At 64.8% G+C, this 25053-nt stretch carries 25 protein-coding genes and 2 riboswitches; of the genes, 15 read left to right on the top strand and 10 right to left on the bottom strand.

Annotated features, from left to right (window positions below; all coding sequences use genetic code 11):
- Window positions 1-10: 10 nt before the first annotated feature.
- Together aroC and CAP37_RS11455 are read left to right on the top strand one after the other, a co-directional pair.
- Window positions 11-1114, top strand: a complete 1104-nt coding sequence (gene aroC / locus CAP37_RS11460) for a chorismate synthase (RefSeq protein ID WP_086124275.1) — start codon at window positions 11-13, stop codon at window positions 1112-1114.
- Window positions 1107-2273, top strand: coding sequence for an MFS transporter (locus tag CAP37_RS11455; RefSeq protein WP_086124957.1), 1167 nt, complete (start codon window positions 1107-1109; stop codon window positions 2271-2273). The genes aroC and CAP37_RS11455 overlap by 8 nt, the downstream gene beginning before the upstream one ends.
- Here CAP37_RS11455 and aroQ read toward each other — a convergent pair.
- Both aroQ and aroE read right to left on the bottom strand, forming a co-directional pair.
- On the bottom strand, window positions 2245-2724 hold the full coding sequence (aroQ, locus tag CAP37_RS11450; protein ID WP_086124274.1) for a type II 3-dehydroquinate dehydratase: 480 nt from the start codon (window positions 2722-2724) through the stop codon (window positions 2245-2247). The genes CAP37_RS11455 and aroQ overlap by 29 nt on opposite strands.
- Before the next feature lie 26 nt (window positions 2725-2750).
- Window positions 2751-3572: a shikimate dehydrogenase gene (aroE, locus tag CAP37_RS11445; protein WP_086124273.1), complete on the bottom strand. Its 822-nt coding sequence runs from the start codon at window positions 3570-3572 to the stop codon at window positions 2751-2753.
- 67 nt (window positions 3573-3639) lie between these two features.
- Between aroE and CAP37_RS11440 the strand changes: the two genes are divergently transcribed.
- On the top strand, window positions 3640-4308 hold the full coding sequence (locus CAP37_RS11440) for a DsbA family oxidoreductase (RefSeq protein WP_086124272.1): 669 nt from the start codon (window positions 3640-3642) through the stop codon (window positions 4306-4308).
- Here the strand turns inward: CAP37_RS11440 and CAP37_RS11435 are convergent, their stop codons facing one another.
- Window positions 4309-6279: a radical SAM protein gene (locus CAP37_RS11435; protein ID WP_086124271.1), complete on the bottom strand. Its 1971-nt coding sequence runs from the start codon at window positions 6277-6279 to the stop codon at window positions 4309-4311.
- Window positions 6280-6409: 130 nt separating this feature from the next.
- Here CAP37_RS11435 and CAP37_RS11430 point away from each other — a divergent pair, with 130 nt between their 5' ends.
- A complete protein-coding gene (locus CAP37_RS11430; protein WP_179190191.1) occupies window positions 6410-7255 on the top strand; it encodes an Ivy family c-type lysozyme inhibitor in 846 nt (281 codons plus the stop codon).
- Between the two features lie 3 nt (window positions 7256-7258).
- Here the strand turns inward: CAP37_RS11430 and CAP37_RS11425 are convergent, their stop codons facing one another.
- The 5 genes from CAP37_RS11425 to CAP37_RS11405 form a co-directional block, all read right to left on the bottom strand.
- Window positions 7259-8647, bottom strand: coding sequence for an L-serine ammonia-lyase (locus CAP37_RS11425; RefSeq protein ID WP_086124269.1), 1389 nt, complete (start codon window positions 8645-8647; stop codon window positions 7259-7261).
- A gap of 16 nt (window positions 8648-8663) precedes the next feature.
- On the bottom strand, window positions 8664-11567 hold the full coding sequence (gcvP, locus tag CAP37_RS11420; protein WP_086124268.1) for an aminomethyl-transferring glycine dehydrogenase: 2904 nt from the start codon (window positions 11565-11567) through the stop codon (window positions 8664-8666).
- Window positions 11568-11595: 28 nt separating this feature from the next.
- A complete protein-coding gene (gene gcvH / locus CAP37_RS11415) occupies window positions 11596-11967 on the bottom strand; it encodes a glycine cleavage system protein GcvH (RefSeq protein WP_086124267.1) in 372 nt (123 codons plus the stop codon).
- 28 nt (window positions 11968-11995) lie between these two features.
- A complete protein-coding gene (gene gcvT, locus CAP37_RS11410) occupies window positions 11996-13120 on the bottom strand; it encodes a glycine cleavage system aminomethyltransferase GcvT (protein ID WP_373271079.1) in 1125 nt (374 codons plus the stop codon).
- A gap of 56 nt (window positions 13121-13176) precedes the next feature.
- Window positions 13177-13280: riboswitch (glycine riboswitch) on the bottom strand.
- Between the two features lie 11 nt (window positions 13281-13291).
- A riboswitch (glycine riboswitch) is annotated at window positions 13292-13393 on the bottom strand.
- A 96-nt stretch (window positions 13394-13489) separates the two neighbouring features.
- Entirely contained in the window at window positions 13490-15175 is a 1686-nt protein-coding gene (locus CAP37_RS11405; protein ID WP_086124265.1) for an electron transfer flavoprotein-ubiquinone oxidoreductase, read from the bottom strand.
- 132 nt (window positions 15176-15307) lie between these two features.
- Between CAP37_RS11405 and CAP37_RS11400 the strand changes: the two genes are divergently transcribed.
- From CAP37_RS11400 to CAP37_RS11385, 4 genes are all read left to right on the top strand, one after another.
- The gene (locus tag CAP37_RS11400) at window positions 15308-16090 is read left to right on the top strand and encodes an SDR family oxidoreductase (protein WP_086124264.1); all 783 of its coding nucleotides are present in this window, start codon (window positions 15308-15310) and stop codon (window positions 16088-16090) included.
- Window positions 16091-17050, top strand: a complete 960-nt coding sequence (locus tag CAP37_RS11395) for a DMT family transporter (RefSeq protein WP_256926940.1) — start codon at window positions 16091-16093, stop codon at window positions 17048-17050. It begins immediately after the preceding gene.
- The gene (locus tag CAP37_RS11390; RefSeq protein WP_086124263.1) at window positions 17047-17466 is read left to right on the top strand and encodes a thioesterase family protein; all 420 of its coding nucleotides are present in this window, start codon (window positions 17047-17049) and stop codon (window positions 17464-17466) included. Before CAP37_RS11395 ends, CAP37_RS11390 begins: the two co-directional genes overlap by 4 nt.
- Before the next feature lie 63 nt (window positions 17467-17529).
- Window positions 17530-18762: a PQQ-dependent sugar dehydrogenase gene (locus CAP37_RS11385; protein WP_086124262.1), complete on the top strand. Its 1233-nt coding sequence runs from the start codon at window positions 17530-17532 to the stop codon at window positions 18760-18762.
- 10 nt (window positions 18763-18772) lie between these two features.
- Here the strand turns inward: CAP37_RS11385 and CAP37_RS11380 are convergent, their stop codons facing one another.
- A complete protein-coding gene (locus tag CAP37_RS11380; RefSeq protein ID WP_086124261.1) occupies window positions 18773-19354 on the bottom strand; it encodes a peroxidase-related enzyme in 582 nt (193 codons plus the stop codon).
- A 69-nt stretch (window positions 19355-19423) separates the two neighbouring features.
- Between CAP37_RS11380 and CAP37_RS11375 the strand changes: the two genes are divergently transcribed.
- Together CAP37_RS11375 and CAP37_RS11370 are read left to right on the top strand one after the other, a co-directional pair.
- Window positions 19424-19813 carry a carboxymuconolactone decarboxylase family protein gene (locus CAP37_RS11375; protein ID WP_086124260.1) on the top strand — a complete coding sequence of 130 codons (390 nt, stop codon included), beginning with the start codon at window positions 19424-19426 and terminating at the stop codon, window positions 19811-19813.
- Window positions 19814-19866: 53 nt separating this feature from the next.
- On the top strand, window positions 19867-20850 hold the full coding sequence (locus CAP37_RS11370; RefSeq protein WP_086124259.1) for a Bug family tripartite tricarboxylate transporter substrate binding protein: 984 nt from the start codon (window positions 19867-19869) through the stop codon (window positions 20848-20850).
- Window position 20851: 1 nt separating this feature from the next.
- Here the strand turns inward: CAP37_RS11370 and CAP37_RS11365 are convergent, their stop codons facing one another.
- The gene (locus tag CAP37_RS11365) at window positions 20852-21406 is read right to left on the bottom strand and encodes a LuxR C-terminal-related transcriptional regulator (protein WP_086124258.1); all 555 of its coding nucleotides are present in this window, start codon (window positions 21404-21406) and stop codon (window positions 20852-20854) included.
- 82 nt (window positions 21407-21488) lie between these two features.
- On the opposite strand from CAP37_RS11365, the gene CAP37_RS11360 reads away from it, so the two are divergent.
- The 5 genes from CAP37_RS11360 (at window position 21489) to CAP37_RS11340 (ending at window position 25045) form a co-directional block, all read left to right on the top strand.
- Window positions 21489-22196: a CoA transferase subunit A gene (locus CAP37_RS11360; RefSeq protein WP_086124257.1), complete on the top strand. Its 708-nt coding sequence runs from the start codon at window positions 21489-21491 to the stop codon at window positions 22194-22196.
- 2 nt (window positions 22197-22198) lie between these two features.
- Window positions 22199-22834, top strand: coding sequence for a 3-oxoacid CoA-transferase subunit B (locus CAP37_RS11355; RefSeq protein ID WP_086124256.1), 636 nt, complete (start codon window positions 22199-22201; stop codon window positions 22832-22834).
- 68 nt (window positions 22835-22902) lie between these two features.
- Window positions 22903-23481, top strand: a complete 579-nt coding sequence (locus CAP37_RS11350; RefSeq protein WP_086124955.1) for a TMEM165/GDT1 family protein — start codon at window positions 22903-22905, stop codon at window positions 23479-23481.
- A gap of 108 nt (window positions 23482-23589) precedes the next feature.
- The gene (locus CAP37_RS11345; RefSeq protein WP_086124255.1) at window positions 23590-24042 is read left to right on the top strand and encodes a hemerythrin domain-containing protein; all 453 of its coding nucleotides are present in this window, start codon (window positions 23590-23592) and stop codon (window positions 24040-24042) included.
- A gap of 367 nt (window positions 24043-24409) precedes the next feature.
- A complete protein-coding gene (locus CAP37_RS11340; RefSeq protein ID WP_086124254.1) occupies window positions 24410-25045 on the top strand; it encodes a hypothetical protein in 636 nt (211 codons plus the stop codon).
- Window positions 25046-25053: the final 8 nt, after the last annotated feature.

The following is a 25053-nucleotide window of genomic DNA, read 5'->3' as shown; positions in this document are numbered from 1 at the left end:
ATCGGGCCGCATGAGCGGCAACACCTTCGGCACCCTGTTTTGCGTCACCAACTTTGGTGAGTCCCACGGCCCCGCCATTGGCTGCGTCATCGATGGCTGCCCACCTGGCATGGAGCTGAGCGAGGCCGACATCCAGACCGACCTCGACCGTAGGCGCCCCGGCACCAGCAAGTTCGTCACCCAGCGCAACGAACCCGACACCGTGGAAATTCTCAGTGGCGTGTACGAAGGCAAGACCACCGGCACGCCCATCGCCTTGTTGATTCGCAACACCGACCAGCGCAGCAAGGATTACGGCAACATCCTGCAGACTTTCCGCCCCGGTCACGCCGATTACACCTACTGGCAGAAATTCGGCATCCGCGACCCGCGCGGTGGCGGGCGCAGCTCCGCGCGCCTCACCGCGCCCACCGTGGCCGCCGGCGCTGTGGCAAAGAAGTGGCTCAAGGAGCGCTACGGCACCACCTTTCGCGGCTGCATGGCGCAGATCGGCGAGATCACCATTCCGTTTGAGGCTTGGGAGCATGTACCGCACAACCCGTTCTTCGCCCCGGTGGCCGATGTCTCGGCGCTGGAGGCTTACATGAACGAGCTGCGCAAGAGCGGGGACTCGTGCGGCGCGCGCATTCGCGTCACGGCACAGGGCATGCCCGTGGGCCTTGGCCAGCCGCTCTACGACCGGCTCGACGCCGACATCGCCTACGCCATGCTGGGCCTCAACGCCGTCAAGGGCGTGGAGATCGGGGCTGGTTTCGCGAGCGTGGCGCAGCGCGGCAGCACGCATGGCGACAGCCTTTCGCCCGATGGTTTCAAGGGCAACAACGCGGGTGGTGTGCTCGGCGGTATCAGCACCGGGCAGGACCTGGAAGTGGCGATCGCCATCAAGCCCACCAGCTCCATTCTGGTGCCGCGCGAAACCATCGACACCGCTGGCCAGTCCACCGAAATCATCACCAAAGGCCGTCACGATCCGTGCGTGGGCATCCGCGCCACGCCGATTGCCGAGGCCCTGCTGGCGCTGGTGGTGATGGACCACGCGCTGCACCACCGCGCGCAATGTGGCGACGTGCAGTTGCCCACGCCCGATATCGCGGCGCGTTCGCGTGGTGACTGACCGCCGGCACCTGTTCGCGTTTTCCTGGCTCAGCGCGAGCTACTTTGCGCACATCGGATTCTTCAATCCGTACCTGCCGCTCTGGCTCAAGGAACTGGGGTTCAGCCTCATCGCCATCAGCGTGCTGACTTCGGTGCAGTCGGCCACGCGACTGTTCGCGCCCTACCTCTGGGGCTCGATGAGCGACCGCAGCGGCGAGCGCGTGCGCCTGCTGCGCTACGGCGCCACGGCCGCCATGCTGCTCTCGCTGGGCTTGTGGTTCGACGGGGGTGGCGTGTTGCTCTTCGTGGTGCTGCTGCTCATGTTCAGCCACACCAGCGGCATGATGCCCATGAGCGAGGCCGCGCTGGCGCACCTCGTCAGTCAGGGTGGCGCGTTCGATGCGAAGCGCTATGGCCGCGTGCGGCTGTGGGGTTCACTCGGATTTCTGGTCACGGTGGTGGCCGCCGGCTTCTGGTTCGAGCAATTTGGCCTACGGCACTTTCCGGCGTGGACGCTGGGCACGCTGGCGGCGGTCGCGCTCAGTGCCTGGCTGCTGCCCGACTTTCGGGAGCCACCCCATGCCGAACACGAGCAACAGCCTGCGGTGTGGCCGGTGTTGCGCGAACCTGCTGTGCGCTGGTTCTTCGCTTCGGTGTTCTTCCACGTGCTCGCGCACATTGCCATCTACATCTTTTTTTCGCTCTACCTGGATTCGCTGGGTTACAGCAAGACCACCATCGGCCTGCTGTGGGCGGTGTCGGTGGTGATCGAGATCGGCTGGTTTTTCACGCAGGGTCGCTGGTTGCCCTGGCTGTCGCTGCCGGCCTGGCTGGTGCTGGCGGCGGTCGTCATGGTGCTGCGCATGGGCCTCACGGCCGGCTTGCCCCTGGTGTGGCCGGTGCTGCTGCTCGCGCAGGCACTGCACGCCATCACCTTTGCCGCACACCACACGGTGTGCATCGCCATGATCTCGCACCATTTCCCGGGCCGCCTGCGTGGGCGCGGGCAGGCACTGTACACCGTGCTCGGCTACGGCTTGCCCGGTGTGGTGGGTGGTCTGCTGGGCGGGGGGATCAGCTCCGCGTTGGGCCTGACCAGCGTGTTCTGGCTCGCTGGCGGGTGCGCGGTGGCGGCGGCGTTGTGTGCGTTCAGGGCTTGGGCGCTGCAGCCGCGCTAGCCCGCGCTTTGCGCGCCAAGCCTTCAATGCCCAGCAGGTATCCGTCGGTGCCGAAACCCACCACGATGCCGGCGGCCACCGGCGAGATATAGGAGTGATGGCGGAAGGCCTCGCGGGCGTGCACGTTGGAAATGTGCACCTCGATCACAGGCAGGGGTTTGACGCCGGCGATCGCGTCGTGCAGGGCGACCGAGGTGTGGGTGAACGCCCCCGCGTTGAACAGCACGCCCGTGAGCTCACCCGCCTTGAAGCGCCGGCCGGCTTCGTGAATCTTGTCGAGCAGCGCGCCTTCGTGGTTGCTCTGGAAGGCTTCAAGCTCGAAGCCCAGGCTTTGTGCGTGAGCACGGCTTTCGTTTTCCACATCGGCCAGCGTGGTATGCCCGTAGGTGGCGGGTTCGCGCGTGCCCAGCAGGTTGAGGTTGGGGCCGTTGAGCAGGAGGATGGTGGGCATGGGTCTTGTCCTGTATGAGAAGGCGATTAAACCAGTGGCACGGTAAGCCGTTCGATCACGGCGCGGGTGTCAGGGCGCACGCCGCGCCAGATCGTGAAGGATTCCGCCGCCTGTTCCACCAGCATGCCCACGCCGTCCGCCAGGGTGGACACGCCCGCGGCGCGGGCCTGGCGCAAGAAGGGCGTGAGCCCCTTGCCGTACACCATGTCGTAGGCCAGAGCGCCGGGGGCAAAGATGCTGTCGGGCAGGGGCAGGGCTGACTGGGTGAGGCCTGCAGAGGTGGCGTTAATGATCACGTCGAAGCTTTCACCTTGAAGCTCGTCAAGACCACCGGTCTGCAGCACCGTGTGCGCGGCGAAAGCGCTGCGCAAGGCATGTGCCCGAGCGGCGGTGCGGTTGGCCACGGCGAACAAGGCGGGGTGTTCAGCGGCAATGGGCAGGATGGCACCGCGCGTGGCGCCTCCGGCACCCAGCAGCAGCACGCGCTTGCCCGCCAAGCGATGGCCGAGGTTGCGTTGCAGGTCGTTGACCAGGCCGACACCGTCGGTGTTGTCGGCGTGGATGCGGTCGTCCACAAACTTCAGCGTGTTGGCCGCACCCGCGAGCCGCGCGGTCTCGCTCGGATCGGTGGACAACTCGAAGGCCTGCAGCTTGAAGGGCACCGTCACGTTGGTGCCGCGCCCGCCACTGGCGCGAAAGCTCGCCAGGGTGTCGGCAAAGCCGTCCAGCGGGGCTTCGATGGCGGTGTAGGTCAGGTCCTGCGCGGTGGCTTGGGCAAAAAGTCCGTGGATCAGGGGCGATTTGCTGTGGCCCACAGGGTGGCCGATGAGGGCGTAACGGTCTGTCATGGAGGGCGATTGTCGCGCAAGGCCCTGGCCCGACTGCGGACTTCTTCTCCGGCCTACCATGGCGTCCATGAACAAGACCCCCACGTCCCTCAAGATCGATTTCGTGTCCGACGTCTCCTGCCCTTGGTGCGCCGTGGGCCTGGGTGCACTTGAAGAAGCGCTGGAAGGCATGAAGGATGAGGTTTCCGCCGAGCTGCATTTCCAGCCCTTTGAGCTCAATCCCCGCATGGCGCCCGAAGGTCAGGACATTGGCGAACACCTGGCTGAGAAGTACGGCTCCACCGCCGAGCAGCAGGCGCAGATCCGCAACACCATCCGCGCTCGTGGTGCCGAAGTAGGTTTCGCTTTCAACCCGGAAGGCAGAGGCCGCATCTGGAACACTTTCGACGCCCACCGGTTGCTGCACTGGGCCGGCGAAGAAGGCCCTGCGGGCGGACAACATGCCCTGAAGAAGGCGCTGCTTGCGGCCTGCCACACCCGCTCGGAGGCCATGAGCCACCACGACGTGTTGCTGGCCAGTGTGCGGGAGGTGGGCCTGGACGAAAAGCGCGCCAGGGCCATCCTGGCCAGCGACGAGCTTGCGCAGGCCGTGCGGGAGCGCGAGGACTTCTACACCAGCCACGGCGTGCGCTCCGTGCCCGCGGTGATCATCAACGACCGGCATCTGATTTCGGGTGGCCAGCCGGCGGCGGTGTTTGCGCAGGCGCTGCGGCAGATCGCGTCCGAAGCCGCCTGATCAGGCGGGTTGTGCGAGCGCCTTGGCAATGCGGTGCCTACCCACTGTGGCCTTGGGTACCTTGCCCGGCAGGTGGCTGAACCACACCCGCACATCTTCGTCCAGCCCGATGCCGTGCATGTAGTTGTAGATCGCCTTCCGCAGGCCGATGCCCAGTGCGTCGTGGTCCACGCCCGTGGGGTCGATGAAGCCGATGTCGTTCTTCGCGAACGTGACTTCGGGCAGGGGAATCAGTTCGATGCCGTAGGCGGCCGGGTCCAGCCCCACGGGTGAGTGCACGGTGCAGGCGAAGCGGTGGAAGAAACCGCTCTGGATGCAGCCGTTCTCGAACAACTGGCGCACATACTCCAGTGCGTCCACCGTGTCCTGCACGGTCTGCGTGGGAAAGCCGTACATGAGGTAGGCGTGCACCAGAATGCCGGCGTCGGCAAAGCCTTTGGTGACGCGCGCTACCTGTTCCACCGAAACACCCTTCTTCATGAGCGTGAGCAGGCGATCAGAAGCCACCTCGAGCCCGCCGGACATGGCGATGCAGCCGCTGTCGGCGAGCAACTGGCAGAGCTCGGGGGTGAAGGTTTTCTCAAAACGGATGTTGCCCCACCAGGAGATCGGCAACTGGCGCTGCAGCAGCTCCTGCGCCAGCGCCTTCAGGGCCTTGGGCGGCGCGGCTTCGTCCACGAAATGAAATCCGGTCTGGCCGGTCTCGCTCACGATCGCTTCGATGCGGTCGGCCAGCGTGCCGGCGGAGGCGGTCTCGTAGCGGCTGATGTAGTCCAGGCTCACGTCGCAGAAGCTGCACTTCTTCCAGTAGCAGCCGTGCGCCACGGTGAGCTTGTTCCAGCGCCCGTCGCTCCAGAGCCGGTGCATGGGGTTGAGCATGTCGAGCAGGCTCAGGTACCGGTCCAGCGGCAGGCCGTCCCAGGTGGGCGTGCCCACGTCCTCGAAGGGCACGTCGGGCTCAACGAAGTTGATGTACCGCACGGTTCCCGCATTGGCTCCCTCTGCCTCCGGGATAGGGTTGGGGTGAGGGCTCTCCCGCACAAAGGTTCTGACCAGCCGCTGCTTCGAGCGTTTGCCCTGCAAGTGTTCCAGCAGCGCCAGCAGCGGGCGCTCACCTGCGTCCAGCGTCACGAAGTCAACAAAATCGAACAGCCGGGGTTCGGCCAGTTCGCGCAGCTCGGTGTTGGCGAAGCCGCCGCCCAGGGCGATGGCGATGTGCGGGTTCTGTGCCTTGATGCTTTGAGCGATGCGCAAGGCGGCGTACAGCGCACCCGGGAACGGCACCGAGAGCAGCACCACATCGGGCGTGTGGCGCGCCAGCGTGGCCAAGGTAAGTGTGTGCAGCAGTTCGTCGATCAGCGTGGGGGGCGCTGCCAGCGCGGCCGCCAGGGGATCGAAGCTGGGCTGGCTGCTGGCCAGCGATTCGGCGTAGCGCACGAAAGCGAAACGTTCGTCCACCGCATCGCGCAGCACATCGGCCAGGTCGTTCAGGTAGAGCGTGGCGAGGTGGCGCGCCTTGTCCTGCACACCCAGCGCACCGAACGCCCAGGCCAGCGGATCGCCGCCTTCTTCGCCGAGCGCCGCATCCACGTACACCTCCAGCGCCGCGAAGCGAGGGCCTTCGGGGAGCAGCTCGCGGGCGGCGATGCGGTGGGCCAGGGTGGAGTCACGGCCTTGCAAAAAGGCAATCACGGGGCCGATGGTGTGGCGGTATCGATCAAACTGGTCGAGAAACGCGTGGACGCTTGCCGTGCGTCCTGCTTCGGGCAGGGCGAGCGCTCGCAACTGCACGGCCTGCAGGCCGGTGGGCGTGAAGAGCTGGAGCACCAGGGCCAGCGCCAGGTCGACCTGCACCGCGTCCACGCCGCGTGAGCGCAGGAAGCCGGTGAGGTAGGCGGTGGACGGGTAGGGCGTGTTGAGCTGCGTCATCGGTGGAATGACGCTGAGCACACGCAGGGAAGGAGCGTTCATGGGGCGTGGTCGGGTAGCTTCGATCTTACGGCGTGGTTCCTGCTGCCGCTGGGCGGCAAGCTCCCAAATGAGGGTGGACGCTGTGCGGCCACGGTTCTAGCATGGCCTCATGTTCTTTCAGGAGACGGCCATGGGTGTCTGGAAACGTGGGTTGGTCATCGTCCTGGGGGGCGTGGGGCTGACCGCTGCCACAGCGTGGGGCCAGGGTCGGCTCGATGCCGACATTCTCAAGTACTACGGCGGGCGCTACGCGCTGGACTGCGCCAACCCGCAGTCCCCGCGTGTGCTCGTGCAGGCGGCAGCAGTGGCCGTGGAGCAAGGCAACCAGCGCCTCACCGCGCAGGGTTTGCAGGCTGCGCATTCGTACTTCGGTCAGTCGCCCCCACCCGGGTTTTTCGTCGCGCTGCTGGGTCAGGTCAAGGGTCGCCACGAGGTGTTGTTCCTGGTGCAGGGAGACGCGCTCGGCCAGTACATCCAGATCGACGGCGACAAGACGGTGATGGCCAACCTCGGCGCGCTGGGAAAAGCCAGGTTTCGCAGTTGCGACGCAGCGCAGAACCAGCGCGCAGCGGGGCACCTCAGGGAGGACAAAAAGGCAAAGGTAGCAGCCGCCGCGCCGGTGGCGAGTGGCACGGCGAAGTACCCGTCCGAACTGATCCGGGATTCGCGCTTCAAGGCGGTGTACCGGCGCACACTCGGACCACTGGCCAGTCAACCCTGGCTGGCGCGCATGGACGGTCCTGGCGTGGAGCTGGCGCAGGAAAAAGTGGCTGGGCAGGTCGTCCAGATGGTCGCTTTCTGCAAGGTGCACGACTGCGGCGACAACAACGCGGTGCTGCTTTACGACGCGCCCGGGAGTCGGATCTACGGTCTTGTGCACATGGCGGGGCGCAACCAGTTCATCGGTGCACCACCCCAGCCCGTGGCCGCCGAACTCAACCGCCTCTGGCGCCGAGAGTGGCGGCAAGGACGCTGATGTTTAGCATTCGACAATGTTCACGGCCAGGCCGCCGCGCGAAGTTTCCTTGTACTGAGTCTTCATATCCGCACCGGTCTCACGCATCGTCTTGATGACCTTGTCCAGGCTGACATGGTGTACGCCGTCTCCGCGCAAGGCCATGCGCGCGGCGTTGATGGCCTTCACGGATGCAATGGCGTTGCGCTCGATGCAGGGAATCTGCACCAGGCCGCCCACTGGGTCGCAGGTCAGGCCCAGGTGGTGTTCCATGCCGATCTCGGCGGCGTTCTCCACCTGCTCGGGTGTGCCACCCATCACGGCGCACAGCGCGGCCGCTGCCATCGAGCAGGCCACGCCTACCTCGCCCTGACAGCCCACCTCGGCGCCGCTGATGCTGGCGTTTTCCTTGTAGAGAATGCCCACGGCCGATGCCGTGAGCAGGAAGTCGACCACGCCCTGATCGGTGGCGCCGGGCACAAAGCGCCGGTAGTAGTGCAGCACGGCCGGAACGATGCCCGCTGCGCCGTTGGTCGGTGCCGTGACGACCCTGCCGCCTGCGGCGTTTTCTTCATTGACCGCCAATGCGTAGAGGTTGACCCAGTCAAGCACCTGCAAGGGGTCTTTCAGTGCGGCCTCGGGGTTGCTGGTGAGGTCTCGCAAGAGTTGCTTGGCACGCCGGCGCACCTTGAAGCCACCGGGCAGCACGCCTTCGGTCTCGCAGCCCCGCCGCACGCACGCCTGCATCACGTCCCAGATGCGCATCAGGCCCGCATGCACTTCGTCGTCGGTGCGCCAGTGGCGCTCGTTGGCGCGCATCACGCCGGCGATTGAGAGGCCATGCGTTGCGCATTGGCGCAGCAACTCGTCGCCGCTGCGAAACGGGATCGGCAACACCGTGGCATCGGGCGCGATCACCTTGTGGCGTGAACCATCTGCGGCCGCCTCCTCGCTGACCACGAAGCCCCCGCCCACGGAATAGAACGTGCGCTCGGCCAGCAGCGTGCCCTGCGCATCCCACGCAGACAGGCGCATGCCGTTGGCGTGGAAAGGCAAGGGCTTGCGGTAGAACAGCAGGTCGTCGGCCTCGTTCCACTCCACCGGGTGCTGGCCCAGCAAGGGCAGCTCACGCTCGGCGCGGATGCGCGCAATGCCGGCCGCGATGCCCTCGATGTCCACCGATTCGGGCTCGTGCCCGCACAGGCCGAGGATCACGGCCTTGTCGCTGCCGTGGCCCTTACCGGTGGCGCCGAGCGAGCCATGGAGCGCGCATTGCACCCGCGTGGTGACGCCCAGAACGCCGGCCGTTTGAAGACCGGCGGCAAACATGCGCGCGGCCCGCATGGGCCCTACGGTGTGTGAGCTGCTGGGGCCGATGCCGATCTTGAAAAGGTCGAAAGTGGATACGGCCATGCAGTGCTCAGTGGGTTCAGGTCAGTTCGCTCAGCGGCACGCAGCTGCAGAACAGGTTGCGGTCGCCATACACGTTGTCCACGCGCCCCACGGGCGGCCAGTATTTGGCATGTGCTCGGGTGGAGGTGCTGGCGGCGCCGACCTCACGAGAGTAGGGGTGAGACCAGTCGCCGGTCATCAGGCTGGCTGCGGTGTGCGGCGCATTCTTCAGCGGGTTGTCGTCCTGCGGCCAGGCGCCTTGTTCGACTTGCCGGATCTCGTCGCGGATGGCGATCATGGCGTCGATGAAGCGGTCCAGCTCTTCCAGTGTCTCGCTCTCGGTGGGTTCCACCATGAGTGTGTTGGCCACGGGGAAAGACAGGGTGGGCGCGTGGAAGCCATAGTCCATCAGGCGCTTGGCCACGTCCTCGGCCATCACGCCGCTGGTGTCCTTGAAGTGGCGCAGGTCCAGGATGCACTCGTGTGCCACGTGCCCGTTGGCGCTCGCGTACAGCGTTGGGTAGTGCGGCGCCAGGCGCTTGCTGATGTAGTTGGCCGCGAGAATGGCCGCCTCGGTGGCGTGCTTCAGGCCATCGGCGCCCATCATGCGGATGTACATCCAGCTGATCGGCAGCACAGCCGCGTTGCCCAGCGGCGCAGCGCTGATGGCGCCGACGCCATTGACGGGCAGGCCACCGGCCGCATGTCCGGGCAGGAACGGCACCAGGTCTTCCACCACACACACCGGACCCACGCCGGGGCCGCCGCCGCCGTGCGGGATGCAGAAGGTCTTGTGCAGGTTGAGGTGGCTCACATCGCCGCCGAACTCGCCCGGTGCCGCCACGCCCACCAGCGCGTTCATGTTCGCGCCATCCACGTACACACGCCCGCCGTGCTGGTGCACCAGCGCGCAGAGTTCCTTGACCGTGGTCTCGAACACGCCGTGGGTGCTGGGGTAGGTGATCATCACGGCGGCCAGGTTGGCGCTGTGCTGTTCGCACTTGGCCTTGAGGTCGGCCATGTCGACGTTGCCGTTGTCATCGCATTTCGTCACCACCACCTGCATGCCCACCATCTGCGCCGAAGCCGGGTTGGTGCCGTGCGCGCTGCTGGGGATGAGGCAGATGTTGCGGTGGCTCTCGCCGCGTGAAGCGTGCCAGGCCTGAATGACGAGCAGGCCGGCATATTCGCCTTGCGATCCGGCATTGGGCTGAAGGCTGATGCCCGCATAGCCGGTTGCCTGGCAGAGCCAGGCGCGCAATTGTTCGTCCAGCAGCTTGTAGCCCTGTAGCTGCTCGGCCGGCGCGAACGGGTGCACGTTCGCGAACTCGGGCCAGGTGATGGGGATCATCTCGCTGGTGGCGTTGAGCTTCATGGTGCAGGAGCCCAGCGGAATCATGCTGCGGTCCAGCGCGAGGTCCTTGTCCGACAGGGCGCGGATGTAGCGCAACATGCCGGTTTCACTGTGGTAGCTGTTGAACACCGGGTGGGTGAGGAAAGGGCTGGTGCGGCGGAGTTCGGTCGGGATGAGCGGCTCGATGCCTTTCTCGAAGCCCGCCCACACATCGGCACGCGTTGAATCAGCGGCAGCGAAGACGTTCAGAAGTCGATCGATGTCCTCGCGCGTGGTGGTCTCATCGAGCGCGATGCCCACATACTGGCCCCACGAGAGGCGCAGATTCATGCCGGCATCTGCGGCAAGTTTCACCCAGGCCTGGGCTTGTGCGGCATCGCGTGCCTTCAGGGTCACGGTGTCGAACAGGTGCTTGCTGGTGAGTTCGCAGCCAAGTTGCTCCAATCCCTTCGCCAGAATGGCCGCATACGCGGACACGCGCTGCGCAATGCGCTTCAGGCCCTGCGGCCCGTGGTACACGGCGTACATGCTGGCGACCACCGCAGGCAGCACCTGTGCGGTACAGATGTTGGAGGTGGCTTTCTCACGGCGGATGTGCTGTTCGCGCGTTTGAAGCGCGAGACGGTAGGTGGGGTGACCATGGGCATCCACGCTCACGCCGACCAGCCGGCCGGGCAGCGAGCGCTTGAACGCATCGCGACAGGCCATGAAAGCCGCGTGCGGGCCTCCAGCGCCCATGGGCATGCCAAAGCGCTGCGTGCTGCCGACCACGATGTCCGCGCCCCATTCGCCCGGCGGTGTGATGAGCGTGAGCGCCAGCAGATCGGCTGCGGCGATGAAGGCCGCGCCTTTGGCCTGCACCTTCTGCACATCGGCAGCCAGGTTTTCGATGCGGCCGCTCGTGCTGGGGTATTGCGCGAGCACGGCGAAATAGTCGTCGGCCGCGAGCGCGGCGTCCCACTCCGCCGCCGAGCCGGCCACCTTCACCTCGAAGCCCAGCGGCTTCGCGCGCGTCTGCACCACTTCGATGGTTTGCGGGTGGCAGTCGCCACCCACCACGATGGTGTTGCCCTTGCTCTTGACCGAGCGTTTGGCCAGCGTCATGGCCTCTGCGGCGGCCGTGGCTTCGTCAAGCATGGAGGCGTTGGCAATCGGCATGCCGGTGAGATCGCACACCATGGTCTGGAAGTTGATGAGCGCTTCCATGCGGCCTTGCGAAATCTCGGCCTGGTAGGGCGTGTAGGCCGTGTACCAGGCGGGGTTCTCCAGCACGTTGCGCAGGATGACGCCCGGCGTGTGGGTGCCGTGGTAACCCTGACCGATGAAGCTCCTGAGCACGCGATTTTTCTGCGCGAGTGCCTTGAGTTCGGCGAGTGCCGCTGCCTCGGTGATGGCCGGTGGCAATTGCATGCCCTGGCTGCGCGCGATGCTGCGCGGCACGATGCCGTCGATCAGTGCGCGGCGCGAGGCCTCGCCGATCACTGAGAGCATGTGGGCCTCATCGGCCTCGCCGATGCCGATGTGGCGCGCCACGAATTCGGAAGGGTTCTCGAGCTCACGGAGAGGTTTGACGGACGGCATCAGCATGGCGGGCCTCAAAAAATGGATGAAAAGGTCAGTGGCTTGCAGAGAACGCGTTGTAGGCAGTCTCATCCAGCAGAGCGTCGACCTGCTGCGGCTCGGACAGCTTCACCTTGAAGAACCAGCCGCTGGCCAGCGGGTCACTGTTGGCCAGCGAGGGGTCGGCTCGCAAGGCTTCGTTGACTTCGATCACTTCGCCACTGATGGGCATGTAGACGTCGGCGGCGGCTTTCACCGACTCGACCACTCCGGCCACTTCTTTCTGCTCAAACGTTTTGCCCACTTCAGGCAGGTCGACAAACACCACATCGCCCAGCGCATCCTGTGCGTGGACGGTGATGCCCACGGTGGCGATGTCGCCCTCGACGCGGATCCATTCGTGGTCTTCGGTGTACTTGGTGGTCATGTGGGAACTCCTGAATAAAACAAAAAAATCAGCCTCGGAAATAGCGGTTGGGCACGAAAGGCATGGCGCTGACTTCCATGGGCACGGCCTTGCCTCGAACCATGGCCTGCACGCGCGTGCCAATGGCGGCATGCGCCGGACTCACGTAGCCGATGGCCACCGGCTTGTCTGCGCTGGGCCCAAGCAAGCCGCTGGTGACTTCGCCGATGGTGTGGCCATCGATGCTCTGCAATTCGGTGTGCTCACGCACGGGGATGCGTTCCTGCGCGATCAGGCCCACGCGCTTTCTCGTCAGCGGCTCGGTGCCATCCAGTTGCGCCAGCACGCGCTCTGCGCCAGGAAAGCCACCCGCGCGCGCGCCGCCGGTACGGCGCACCTTCTGCATGGCCCAGTTCAGTGCGGCCTCCACCGGTGTGGTGGTGGTGTCGATGTCGTTGCCGTAAAGGCACAGGCCCGCTTCCAGGCGCAGAGAATTGCGCGCCCCCAGGCCCACGGGCTTCACCTCAGGCTCCTCCAGCAGGGCACGGGCGAAGGCCTCGGCGCGGTCGCCCGGTACAGAGATCTCGAAACCGTCTTCCCCGGTGTAGCCGCTGCGGGTGATGAACAGGTCGGCACCTCGCCAGTTGAAAGCGCCGCCGGTCATGAACACCAGCTTCTCGACACCCGGCAGGACCCGCTGCAGGGCTGTCACCGCTTGCGGGCCTTGCAGCGCCAGAAGGCCACGATCGGGCAGCGGGATGACCTGGCAACGCGTGCCGATGCGGACCTGCATGTGCGCGATGTCGCCGACCTTGCAGGCGCCGTTGACGATTACGAAGAGATCGTCGCCGCGGTTGACAAACATGAGGTCGTCGATGATGCCGCCATCGTCGTTGAGCAGCAGGCCGTAGCGTTGCTTGCCCACGGCGAGGTCGATCACGTCAACCGGCATGAGCGATTCAAAAGCGGCGGCGGCGTCCGGGCCGACCAGGCGCAACTGCCCCATGTGCGAAACGTCGAACAGGCCGGCGGCGGCGCGTGTGTGGTGGTGTTCGGCCAGGAGGCCGGCGGGGTACTGCACGGGCATGGCGTAGCCAGCGAAGGGCACCATGCGGGCGCCGAGTTCGGTGTGCAGGGCGTGCAGCGGGGTCTTGAGGAGATCGTTGTCGGACACGAGGGGCTCGCAGGCAAAGGGGCAGGCCCGGAAGGGCGGAACACGGTTCATCCGTGCGCTGCCCCACTGTCCGCTTTACCTGAGAGATTCACGCGGGCGATGCCGCGCTTGCTCCTTCGGTGGATGACCTCGGGGGCCACCTCTCTCCAGGGGGGACGCCAGCCTTGCGGCCAGCGTTTGCCAGTCCTTTTGCCTGAGCGTTCAGGGCTGTTTGACCAGCCTCCTGCGCCTTCGGCGGCCTCCTCGGGGGAAGCGCTCTCCTGACAGGGAAGGATTCTAGTGCACGCGATCCGGCGCCGGGCCGCCCCAAGCCGGATCAGCCCCTGGGGGGCAGCGACCCGCGCAGCGGTGGAGCGTGGGGGCTTGGTCCTACATACCCGCGTAGTTGGGCCCGCCGCCACCTTCCGGGGTGACCCACACGATATTTTGTGTTGGGTCCTTGATGTCGCAGGTCTTGCAGTGCACGCAGTTCTGGGCGTTGATCTGCAGTCGGTCGCCGCCGTCGTTGTTCTTCACGAATTCGTACACGCCCGCCGGGCAGTAGCGGCTCTCTGGCCCCGCGTATTTCGCCAGGTTGATCTGCACCGGCACGCTGTTGTCCTTGAGCGTGAGGTGAGCGGGCTGGTTCTCTTCGTGGTTGGTGTTGGAAACGAACACGCTGGAGAGCTTGTCGAAGGTGATCTGGCCGTCGGGCTTGGGGTAGCTGATCTTTGGCATTTCGGCAGCCGGGCGCAGCTTCGCGTGATCGGGCGTGCTGTTGCGCAGCGTCCAGGGCGGGGAGGCGATACCGATCTTGGGCAGCAGCCACTGCTCGATGCCGGTCATGAGCTTGCCCATCAGCGGGCTCTTCTTGAACCACAGCTTGAAATTGCGCGTTTGCTGCAGTTCTTCGTTGAGCCAGCTCGCCTCGAATGCCTTCGGGTAGGCGCTGAGCTCGTCGCCGCTGCGCCCTGCGGCCAACGCCTCGAAGGCGGCTTCGGCCACCAGCATGCCGCTCTTGATGGCGGCATGGCTGCCCTTGATGCGGGCGGCATTCATGTAACCCGCGTCGCAGCCCACCAGGGCGCCACCCGGGAACACAGTCTTGGGCAATGCCTGCGGGCTGCCGTTGTTGATGGCGCGGGCGCCGTAGCCGAGGCGCTTGCCACCTTCCAGGTGCGCGCGGATCGCGGGGTGGGTTTTCCAGCGTTGCATTTCATCAAACGGCGACATCCAGGGATTCTGGTAGTCCAGGCCGATGACGAAACCCAGGGTGACCTTGTTGTCTTCGAGGTGGTAGAGAAAGCCGCCGCCGAAAGTGTCGTCGGTCATGGGCCAGCCGGCGGTGTGCACGACCAGACCCGGCCTGGCCTTGGCCGGATCGATTTCCCAGAGTTCCTTCACGCCGATGGCGTAGGTCTGCGGGTCTTTGCCTTCGGTGAGCTTGAACTTCGCCAGCAACTGCTTGCCCAGGTTGCCTCGCGCGCCTTCGGCGAAAACGGTGTACTTCGCATGCAGCTCCATGCCGATCTGGAAATGGTCTGTCGGCTCGCCGTCCTTGCCCAGGCCGAGGTTGCCGGTGGCCACACCTTTGACCGAACCGTCGTCGTTGTAGAGCACCTCGGCGGCAGCGAACCCGGGAAAAATTTCAACGCCCAGCGCTTCGGCCTGTTCGCCCAGCCATTTCACCACCGAGCCCAGGCGCACCACGTAGCAGCCGTGGTTGTGAAAATTGCGCGGCACCAGCCAGTCGGGCGTGCGGCTGGAGCCGGTTTCGCTGAGCACCAGCAGATCGTCGCCGTTCACCTCCTGGTTCAGCGGCGCGCCGCGTTCCTTCCAGTCCGGGAACAGCTCGTTCATGGCTCGAGGGTCCATCACGGCGCCACTGAGAATGTGCGCACCAGGCTCTGAACCTTTTTCCAGCACGCACACACTCACTTCGCCGCCCTTTTCGGCTGCCAGCTGCTTCAGGCGGATTGCGGTGGCCAGGCCACTGGGGCCGCCGCCCACCACGACCACGTCGTACTCCATGGCTTCACGCGGGCCGTAGGTGCTCAAGATCTCTTGGGGTGTCATGTCGTGGTCTCGCTCTTGTGGGAGAAATGATTTTAGTGGGCCGAGGTGCGTCTTAACGCGCCACAGTCGCGCGCGGGGCGGACAAGTCCGCCCGAACACGCCAGAATGAACGACTTTAGAGGAGGCTCTCTCATGGCATACAGCCTGGATCTTTCGGGCCGCGTGGCCCTCATCACCGGTGCTTCGGGCGGCTTGGGCGAACAGTTCGCCAAGACGCTTTCGCGGGCCGGCGCGGCGGTGGTGCTGGCCGGGCGCCGCACGGACCGGCTCATGACGTTGCGCGCGCACATCGAAGCTGGTGGCGGCGACGCGCATGTGGTGGCCATGGACGTGACCGACCATGCCTCCATCAAGGCGGGCGTGGCCCATGCGGAAACCGAAGTCGGTGCAATCGACATCCTCATCAACAACTCGGGCGTGAGCACCACGCAGCGCCTGCAGGACGTGACCGAGGAAGATTACGACTACATCTTCAACACCAACACCCGGGGCGCGTTTTTCGTGGCGCAGGAGGTGGGCCGGCGCATGCTGGCGCGCGCCAAGGGCGCAGCGCCGGGCACCTATGTGGGGGGGCGCATTGTCAACATTGCCTCCATGGCCGGGCTCAAGGTGCTGCCGCAGATCGGCGTGTACTGCATGAGCAAGGCGGCGGTGGTTCAGATGACGAAGGCCATGGCGGTGGAGTGGGGCCGCTTCGGCATCAACGTGAACGCGATCTGCCCGGGTTACATCGACACCGAGATCAACCACCACCACTGGCAGACCGAACAAGGGCAGAAGCTGGTCAACATGCTGCCACGCAAGCGCGTGGGTCAGCCGGCCGATCTGGATGCGGTGCTGGTCATGCTTTGCTCCAACGAAAGCCATTTCATCAACGGCGCGGTGATCGCGGCCGACGACGGTTTCGGGGCCTGAATGAACGAAGCGGTTCTTGTGCGGCCTTCGGGCTGGCCGCCCGGCATGGCCATCGGCGTGCTCGCCGGCCTGGGCGCGGGTGCTTTCTGGGGCATGACATTCGTCGCGCCGCTGCTGGTGCCGGGTTTTTCGTCGGTGGACTACACCGTGGGCCGTTTCCTGGCTTGTGGATTGTTCTCATTGCTGTGGCTGGCGGTGGGTCGCTTGCGCGGCGCCATGGGCGGTGCGGTGCCGCTGAGTCCCACGCTGCGTCAGGCGGGTGCGGCGCTGGCCCTGAGCCTGTTGGGATACACGGGCTACTACCTGCTGCTGGTGCTCGCCATCAACGATGCGGGTGCGGCCTTGCCGGTGCTCATCATCGGCACCATTCCCTTGTGGATCATGCTGCTCGGCAAACCGCATGGCCTGCGCTGGGTCGCGCTGCTGCCGGGCCTGGTGCTCACGGTGCTGGGCATGTTGCTCATGATGCAGGCCACGGCCAGCGACCACGATCCCACCACGGGCGCACAGCTGTGGCGAGGGCTCGCCTATGCCGTGGCCGCCATGGCGAGCTGGACCGCTTTCGGGCTGCTCAATGCGCGCTGGTTGCGCCACCACCCGGACGTGAATTCCACCGTCTGGGCCAACTGGCTCGGCGTGGCCGCCGGGCTGGGTGCGATGGCGCTCTGGGCCTTGTGGGGTTCGAGCGCGTCCGACATGGTGGCGCGGCCGGGGTTCGGCACCTTCGTGGTGGTGTGCGCCGTTACCGGCATCGGCTCGGCCTGGGTGGCCTCCGTGCTCTGGAACATGGCCAGCCGCCGCCTGAGCCCCAGCCTGGCTGGCCAGCTCATCGTGAGCGAGACCGTTTTCGGTCTTCTCTACTCTTTCGCCTGGGACGGCCATTGGCCCGCCGCACTGCAATGGGCTGCCTGCGTACTGTTTGTCCTCGGCATCCTCGCTTCCATCAAGGCCCACCGATGAAATTTGAACTGCCCGAAAAGAAGAAACAGGTTTTTCGCATGACCATTCCCATTCGCTGGGGCGACATGGACGCGATGGGCCATGTGAACAACACGACCTACTTCCGTTACCTCGAAACCATCCGCATCGAATGGATGCGCTCCATCGATTGCCAGCCCGATCCACTGGGGGAGGGGCCGGTGATCGTCAACGCGTTCTGCACCTTCCACAAGCAGCTGGAGTACCCGGGCGACGTGGTGGCCACGATGTTCGTGAGCGATGTGGGCCGCAGCAGTTTCGAGACCTGGTGCACGCTCGAACGCGCCGACGTCCCTGGTGTGGTTTATGCCTCGGGCGGTGCCACGACCGTGTGGGTGGATTTCCCGAAACAGCGATCCGCCGCGTTGCCGACGACCATGATCGACCAGCTGAACTGACGGCTGTTGCGGCTGCATACATTTGCTTGCACCCAGCTTCACGGGCTGACCTAGCATGGTCCGATGTCCAGACTCTCACCACGCTTCGCCAGCATCGGCTTGTTCCTCGGCTTGTTGACCGCTTGCGGCGGTGGGGGTGGCGATGCGGACGGTGGTGCACCTGGCGCTCCTTCCCCCCCGACGCCGAACGACCCCGCATTCGTGCCCACCACGGGCGCGGTGGCGGTGACCGAGCTGGCCACGGGCCTGCCCAACCCCTGGAGTCTGGCATTCCTGCCCGACGGGCGCATGCTGATCACCGGGCGCACCGGCAGCCTGCGCCTGTACGCTGCCAATGGTCAGTCGTTCAGCAACATCAGCGGTTTGCCCGCGCTCGCCACGGCGGGGCAGGGTGGCCTGCTCGACGTGGTGATCGATCCCGACTTCGCCAACAACCGTCGCATCTACTTCAGCTTCTCCGAAGCCGACAGCTTCAATGCATCGATCAACGGCACTGCGGTGGCCCGTGCCGAACTCGACACCGCGTCGCTGAGCCTGCTCAACCTGCAGGTGATCTACCGGCAACTGCCGAAAGTGGCCAGCAGCGGCCACTTCGGGTCGCGCCTGGTGTTCGATCGCAACGGGCACCTTTTCGTCACCATGGGCGATCGGCAGAACAGTGACCAGCAGGCGTACGCGCAAGACCTATCGCGGGGCAACGGCAAAGTGGTGCGCATCACCACGTCAGGCGCCGCTGCACCGGGCAACCCGGTGCTGGCTGGCGCGCAGAGTGGCATCTGGAGCTACGGGCATCGCAACCCTCAGGGTGCCGCACTGCATCCTGTGAGCGGCGAACTCTGGACCAGCGAGCACGGCCCGCAGGGGGGCGACGAAGTGAACCAGACGCTGGCCGGGCGCAACTATGGCTGGCCTGTGATCAGCTATGGCCAGGAGTACGGCACGACGACACAGGTGGGTTCGGGCACGGCGATGGCCGGCATGGAGCAGCCGGTGTCGTATTGGGAGACCATCACCGGCGCTGCGTGGACCGGCGGCCAGAAGTCTTCGATTGCGCCGAGCGGCATGGCGTTCTTCACCGGCAGCCAGCCAGCCAACTGGACAGGCAGCCTTTTCGTGGGCGCACTTGCCGGGAGTGCCTTGTGGCGCCTGCAGCTGGATGGAACCCGGGTGGTGGGCCGCGAACGGTTGCTCGCCAACCGCAACGAGCGCATTCGCGATGTGCGCCAGGGTCCCGACGGCCGTCTCTACCTGCTCACCGACGGCGGCAGCGGCAAGCTGCTGCGCATCGGCAGCTGATGCAATCGGATCAGGCGGAGGGCTTTGCTTTGGGCACTCGGCCCATCAGGTAGAACTCGGCGTTGGGCATCATGTTGCTGAAGCTGGCCATGCGGTTGGACAGGCCGAAGAACGCGGTGATGGCTGCGATGTCCCAGATGTCTTCGTCCGAGAACCCATGTGCATGCAGCGGCGGGAAATCTTCTTCGTTGATCTCGTGTGAACGCAGGCACACCTTCATGGCGAAATCCAGCATCGCCCGCTGGCGCGGCGGAATGTCTGCCTTCCGGTAGTTCACCGCCACCTGGTCGGCCACCAGCGGCTTCTTCTCGTAGATGCGCAGGATCGCGCCGTGCGCCACCACGCAATAGAGGCATTGGTTGGCCGCGCTGGTGGTGGTCACGATCATCTCGCGCTCGCCCTTGGTCAGCGAACCTTCTTCCTTCAGCATCAGCGCATCGTGGTACGCGAAGAACGCGCGCCATTCGGCGGGGCGGCGCGCCAGCGCCAGGAACACGTTGGGAACGAAACCGGCTTTCTCCTGCACCTCCAGCACCTTGGCCTTGATGTCTTCGGGGAGGTCGTTGATGTCGGGTGCGGGGTAGCGGTTCATGGGGGTCTCCTGTGGAGCTGCCATGGTAGCGGCAGCGGCTATGCTGGTGGTTTTTCAGGAGCCGAGCGCATGAGCCAGCAGCCCCCCGACAAGGACTTTGACAAGGGTCTCGCCACCCGCAGGCAGGTGATGGGCGAAGACTTCGTGGCGCAAGCTTTCGAGAACGCCACGCCGTTTTCGCTGCCGATGCAGCACTACATCACACGCAACGCCTGGGGCGACGTGTGGCAGCGTCCCGGCCTGGACCTGAAGACGCGCAGCCTCATCACCGTGGCGATGCTCACGGCACTGGGCAAGCAGCACGAGCTGAAGGGGCACGTGCGCGGTGCACTCAACAACGGTGCAACGCCCGAAGAAATTCAGGAAGTGCTGCTTCACGCTAGCATCTACTGCGGCGTGCCGACGGCGGTGGAGGCGTTTCGCACGGCGGCCAGCGTAGTGGACGCGCCAGTGGCCTGAACCTTGCTCGCTTTCACTTCATTCTTCAACCCAATTTTCAGGAGCCTTGTGCCATGAGCATTTCTGTTTCTCTGCTGAGTCGCCGCATGGTGGTTGCGTTCGGTGCCACTGTGTTCCTCGGCCTCGGCCTCGCCCAAGCCCAGAGCGCACCCACCACACGGGTGCTGGTGGGCTTCCCGCCCGGCGGTGGCACCGATGCCATCGCACGCATTCTGGCCGAGCGGCTCAAGGAAGAGCTGGGCCATGCGGTGGTGGTGGACAACAAACCCGGTGCCGGTGGGCAGATCGCGGCGCAGGCGCTGAAAGCGTCGGCTCCCGATGGCAACACCGTTTTCCTCAGCCACGACCACAGCATCACCATCCTGCCGATGGTGACAAAAAACCCGGGCTATGAACCGGCGAAGGATTTCGTGCCGGTGGCCGGCTTCGCGACCTTCGTCAACGCCTTCGCGGTCTCCAGCGGCACGCCCGCGCAATCGTTCAAGGCCTATGTGGATGGCGTGAAATCCGGTGGCGGCAAGGGGACGGTGGGCATTCCCGCTCCGGCCTCCGTGCCGCAGTTTCTGGTGCAGGTGATCGCGAAGCAGAATGGCCTGGATCTGGTGGCCGCACCGTACCGGGGCAGCGCGCCCATGATGGCCGACATGCTGGGCAACCAGATCCCGGCGGGGGTGGCCTCCATTCCCGATTTCATCGAGAACCACAAGGCCGGCAAGCTGCGCGTGGTGGCGGTCATGGGCAGCCAGCGCCAGGCTGCCATGCCCGAAGTGCCTACCTTCGCCGAGCTCGGACTGAAAGGCTTCGAGGACGTTCCGTACTACGGCCTGTTCGCCCCGGCCGGCACGCCCAAGCCCGTGCTGGACAAGCTGGCTCAGGCGGTGCAGAAAGCCATCAACCAGCCCGACGTGCGCGAAAAGCTGACCGCCATGGGACTCACGGTGGGCTTCATGAGCGGCGACCAGCTGGGCGCTCGCGAACAGGCTTACGGGAAGGTCTGGGCCAAGATCATCCAGGACTCTGGATTTCAACCTCAATAAGCTACCCCGCGAGCAGGCGGTGCACCAGATCGGGCGTGCTGTGCGCCTGGTACTTGCGCATCAGCCTGGCCCGGTAAATCTCCACCGTGCGGTGGCTGATGCTGAGCTGCTTGCCGATTTCCTTGCTGGTCAGGCCATCCATGAGGAAGGCCGCCACCTCGCGCTCGCGGGGCGTGAGCTCCGCTTTAACCGCGCGGCGTGAACTCAAGTCCTCGAAGCTCCAGATGCCAGCCGCGTGCGGCGCGTCGCGGTTCAGCGCGCGGCCAGTCACATGGCACCAGAAGGTCTCGCCCTTGAGCTGGCCGCCCACGCGCTTCATGATTCTGTTGTCCGCGTAGGTGCCGTTGCGGCCCAGCAGGGGCTCGATGCGCGCGCCCGTGCGTTCGTATTCGTCGGCGCTGGGGTAGAGGATCTGGAAGCTCTCGCCGATCAACTGGTCGCGGGTGGCGCCGAACATGTCACACAGGGCCTGGTTGCAGTCGACCATGGCGCGCTGGCGCGAGAGCGCCAGCCCCACGGGGGCGAGGTCAAAGGCCAGGCGGTAATCGATGTCCATAGGGTTTGGCTTTACGAAGTACTACGTATGTCTTTACGTAGTATCGTAGCGGCCTGTTTGCTTCCCTCCTGGAGACCATTCCGTGAACAAGATCTATCCGAGCGCGGCCGCTGCGCTGAAGGACATCGTTGCCGACGGCCAATTGCTGGCGGTCGGCGGCTTCGGCCTTTGTGGCATCCCCGAGGCGCTCATCGATGCGCTGCGCGACAGTGGCGCAAAGAACCTCACCGTGATTTCCAACAACGCCGGGGTCGACGGCTTCGGTCTGGGCAAGCTGCTGGAAACACGGCAGATCAGCAAGATGATCTCCAGCTACGTGGGCGAGAACAAAGAGTTCGAGCGGCAGTACCTGGCTGGTGAACTGCAACTGGAGTTCACGCCCCAGGGCACGCTGGCGGAAAAGCTGCGCGCCGGCGGGGCCGGCATTCCGGCCTTCTTCACCAAGACGGGCGTCGGCACGCTGGTGGCCGAAGGCAAGGAACTGCGCGAGTTCGATGGCGATACCTATGTGATGGAGCGCGCTCTGGTGCCCGATGTCTCGCTGGTCAAGGCGCACCGCGCCGACAAATCGGGCAATCTGCAGTTCCGCCTGACCGCTCGAAACTTCAATCCCGCCGCTGCCATGGCCGGCAAGATCTGCGTGGTCGAGGTGGAGGAGGTTGTGGAGACTGGCGCGCTGGTGCCCGACGAGGTGCACCTGCCCGGCATTTACGTGCACCGCATCGTGCACAACCCGAACCCCGAAAAGCGCATCGAGAAGCGCACCATCACCGAGAAAGCTGGAGCCTGACCATGCCCTGGACCCAAGACCAAATGGCCGCGCGCGCGGCACAAGAGCTCGAAGACGGCTTCTACGTCAACCTCGGCATCGGCATTCCAACGCTGGTGGCCAACCACACCGGCGACAAGGAAGTGTGGTTGCAGAGCGAAAACGGCATGCTGGGCATTGGTCCGTTTCCCACGGAAGACCAGGTGGATGCCGACCTCATCAACGCCGGCAAGCAGACCGTGACCACGCTGCCGGGCTCCAGCATCTTCGGCAGCCACGACAGCTTCGCCATGATCCGCGGCGGCAAGATCAACCTGTCCATCCTGGGCGCGATGCAGGTCAGCGAGAAAGGCGACTTGGCTAACTGGATGATCCCGGGCAAGATGGTCAAGGGCATGGGTGGCGCCATGGATCTGGTGGCCGGCGTGAAGCGCGTGATCGTGCTCATGGAACACGTGGCAAAAAAGAAGGACGGCACCGAAGACCTGAAAATCCTGCCGGCCTGCACACTGCCCCTCACCGGCGTTGGCGTGGTGGACCGCATCATCACCGACCTCGCCGTGATGGACGTGACGCCCGACGGCCTCAAACTGGTCGAGCTGGCGCCTGGCGTCACTCGCGAGTACCTGCAATCCAGGACCGGCGTTGCGCTGATCTGAGCCGGTAAAATCGCCCCTGTGCAGCGCCCGCTCCTCGCGGGCGTTTTCTTTTGTTCACCGAGATCCCCTTGGAAGCCTTTCTTCTGTCCACCGGCATCGTCGCCCTCGCCGAGATGGGCGACAAGACGCAACTGTTGTCTCTCGTGCTGGCCGCCCGCTTCAAAAGGCCCTGGCCCATCGTCTGGGGCATCCTCGTGGCAACCCTGCTCAACCACGCGCTGGCCGGCGCAGCGGGCGCCTGGATCATGGCAGCCGTGGGACCGAATGTGATGCGCTGGGTGCTCGGCATTTCGTTCATCGCCATGGCGGTGTGGATGCTCATCCCCGACAAACTCGACGACGAAGACGCCGTGCCCAAGCGCCAGATGGGTGTGTTCTTCGCCACCACCTGGGCTTTCTTTCTGGCAGAGATGGGCGACAAGACCCAGATCGCCACCGTGGCGCTAGGCGCGCAGTACGAACCGCTGATCGCCGTGGTGTTGGGCACCACCTTCGGCATGATGCTGGCCAACGCGCCCGTGGTCTTTTTTGGCGATGCACTCACGCGGCGTGTGCCGATCAAGGTGGTGCACATCGTGGCCGGGCTGATTTTCGCGGTGCTGGGTGTGCTCGCGCTGCTGGGTGTGGGATCGTCGCTGACGGGCTAGGCCGCGCCGCCAGATTGCGGCACTGTCCTACGGAACGGGTGGTGATTTCTCGGTATGGTCACTCGACGTTGCTCCCCACGCGGCAACGCACCCACACGGAGAGAACCCATGGACAACATTTACGACGCACTGCGCGAGAGCCACGAAGTTCAGCGCAGACTGTGCCGGCAACTCACGCGCATCAAGACGTACGACGCGCGCGCTCAGGAAATTTTTCGGGAACTGCGCATCGAGCTCGCGGCTCACGCCGCCGCCGAGGAACGCTTTCTCTACGCGCAAATCCTGCTCGACGACATGGGCCTCAAGTCGTCGCGGCACGCACTTTCGGAGCACCACGAAATCGATGAGTGTGTCGAAGACATTGCCAAGGCGCGGGGCAAGCCCGAAGAATGGCTGGCCGGCGTGAAAAAGCTGTCTCACGAAGTGCACCACCACCTGAAAGAAGAAGAGCGAAAGTTCTTTCAGGTGTCGGGCAAGATTCTGAGCGAGCGACAGAAGCAGGTGCTGGCGAAGAAGTACCGCCGCGATCTGGAACGCATGCGCGAGGTGGTTGCGCCCTGAAGGGATTTGGAGCGGTGAAGGGAAGCCAAAAATCTCCGTAAGTGATTGATTAATCTGGCGTAGAGATCGCTGAGCTCTCACCTGTTCCCCGATTTGTTCCCCGATATTGGGTGGGCTACCCACGAAAGACGGCTTGCCTCGTTGCCGGTGAAAGTCTCCGTCCGGCCATCCCAACTTGGCGGGACGCAACTCACACCTCAGAAGCTAGACTACAGGAATCAGGAATCGGCCAGAATCGGTCGCCACCAAGAGTCTGCTTTCGAGTGCGTTGCTGCTCCTGTGGCCGAGGAACCTACATGGGCCCGTATTGGTCTGCTGCATCAGTCGGCTGCCAGCTGCAAATAAACCTATTGGGGAGGCACACCGCATGCGCACGGCCATTGCCATTCGCGACGAGTACCTAGACTCATTAGCTCACATCCGCGTCGCCTACGGCAAGGTGTGCAGCGGCGTCGGACGGGGGGGGCTGTTCACGTTCCCAGACGTGCACAAGCTATCCGAGGGGCTTTTCATCAGCGCGTTGACCTATTGGGAAGCGTTCTGTAAGGACGTAATCACCACGGACCTGGCGACGCTTGCGACCGGAACTCTTCGCTCGGAGGTGAAGGCGTTTCGGACAAAGAACGCCTCCTACAGATTGGCCGAGAAAATCTTGAACCATCCGGACCATCCAGCGAGATTCGTCGAGTGGTCAAGTTTCGACACGTTCGTTAGTCGTGCAGATGCCCACATCGGGGCCGGGCATCGATTCGTTCTCCCGCAGGCAACGGTGCAGGACTTGACCAAGCTGAAGAAGATACGGAATGCCATCGCGCACAAATCTGACAAGGCTTGGGACGACTTCTCGAAAATGATCCGAGCAGCACCGTTCAACCTTACGGGCGCACAGTGCAGGGGCGTAACGCCAGGGCGTTTCATTTACTCGACTCAATGGTCCGGGACGACCGTGATTCTTCACGCCTTGACGACCCTAGAGAACGCCGCGAATACGCTCGTCCCGTAGCCTCCCAG

Source organism: Hydrogenophaga sp. IBVHS1 (assembly GCF_002127265.1).
Lineage (GTDB): Bacteria > Pseudomonadota > Gammaproteobacteria > Burkholderiales > Burkholderiaceae_C > Hydrogenophaga.
The sequence above is the reverse complement of the archived record's forward strand: the minus strand, read 5'-3'. Positions and strand labels throughout refer to the sequence as shown.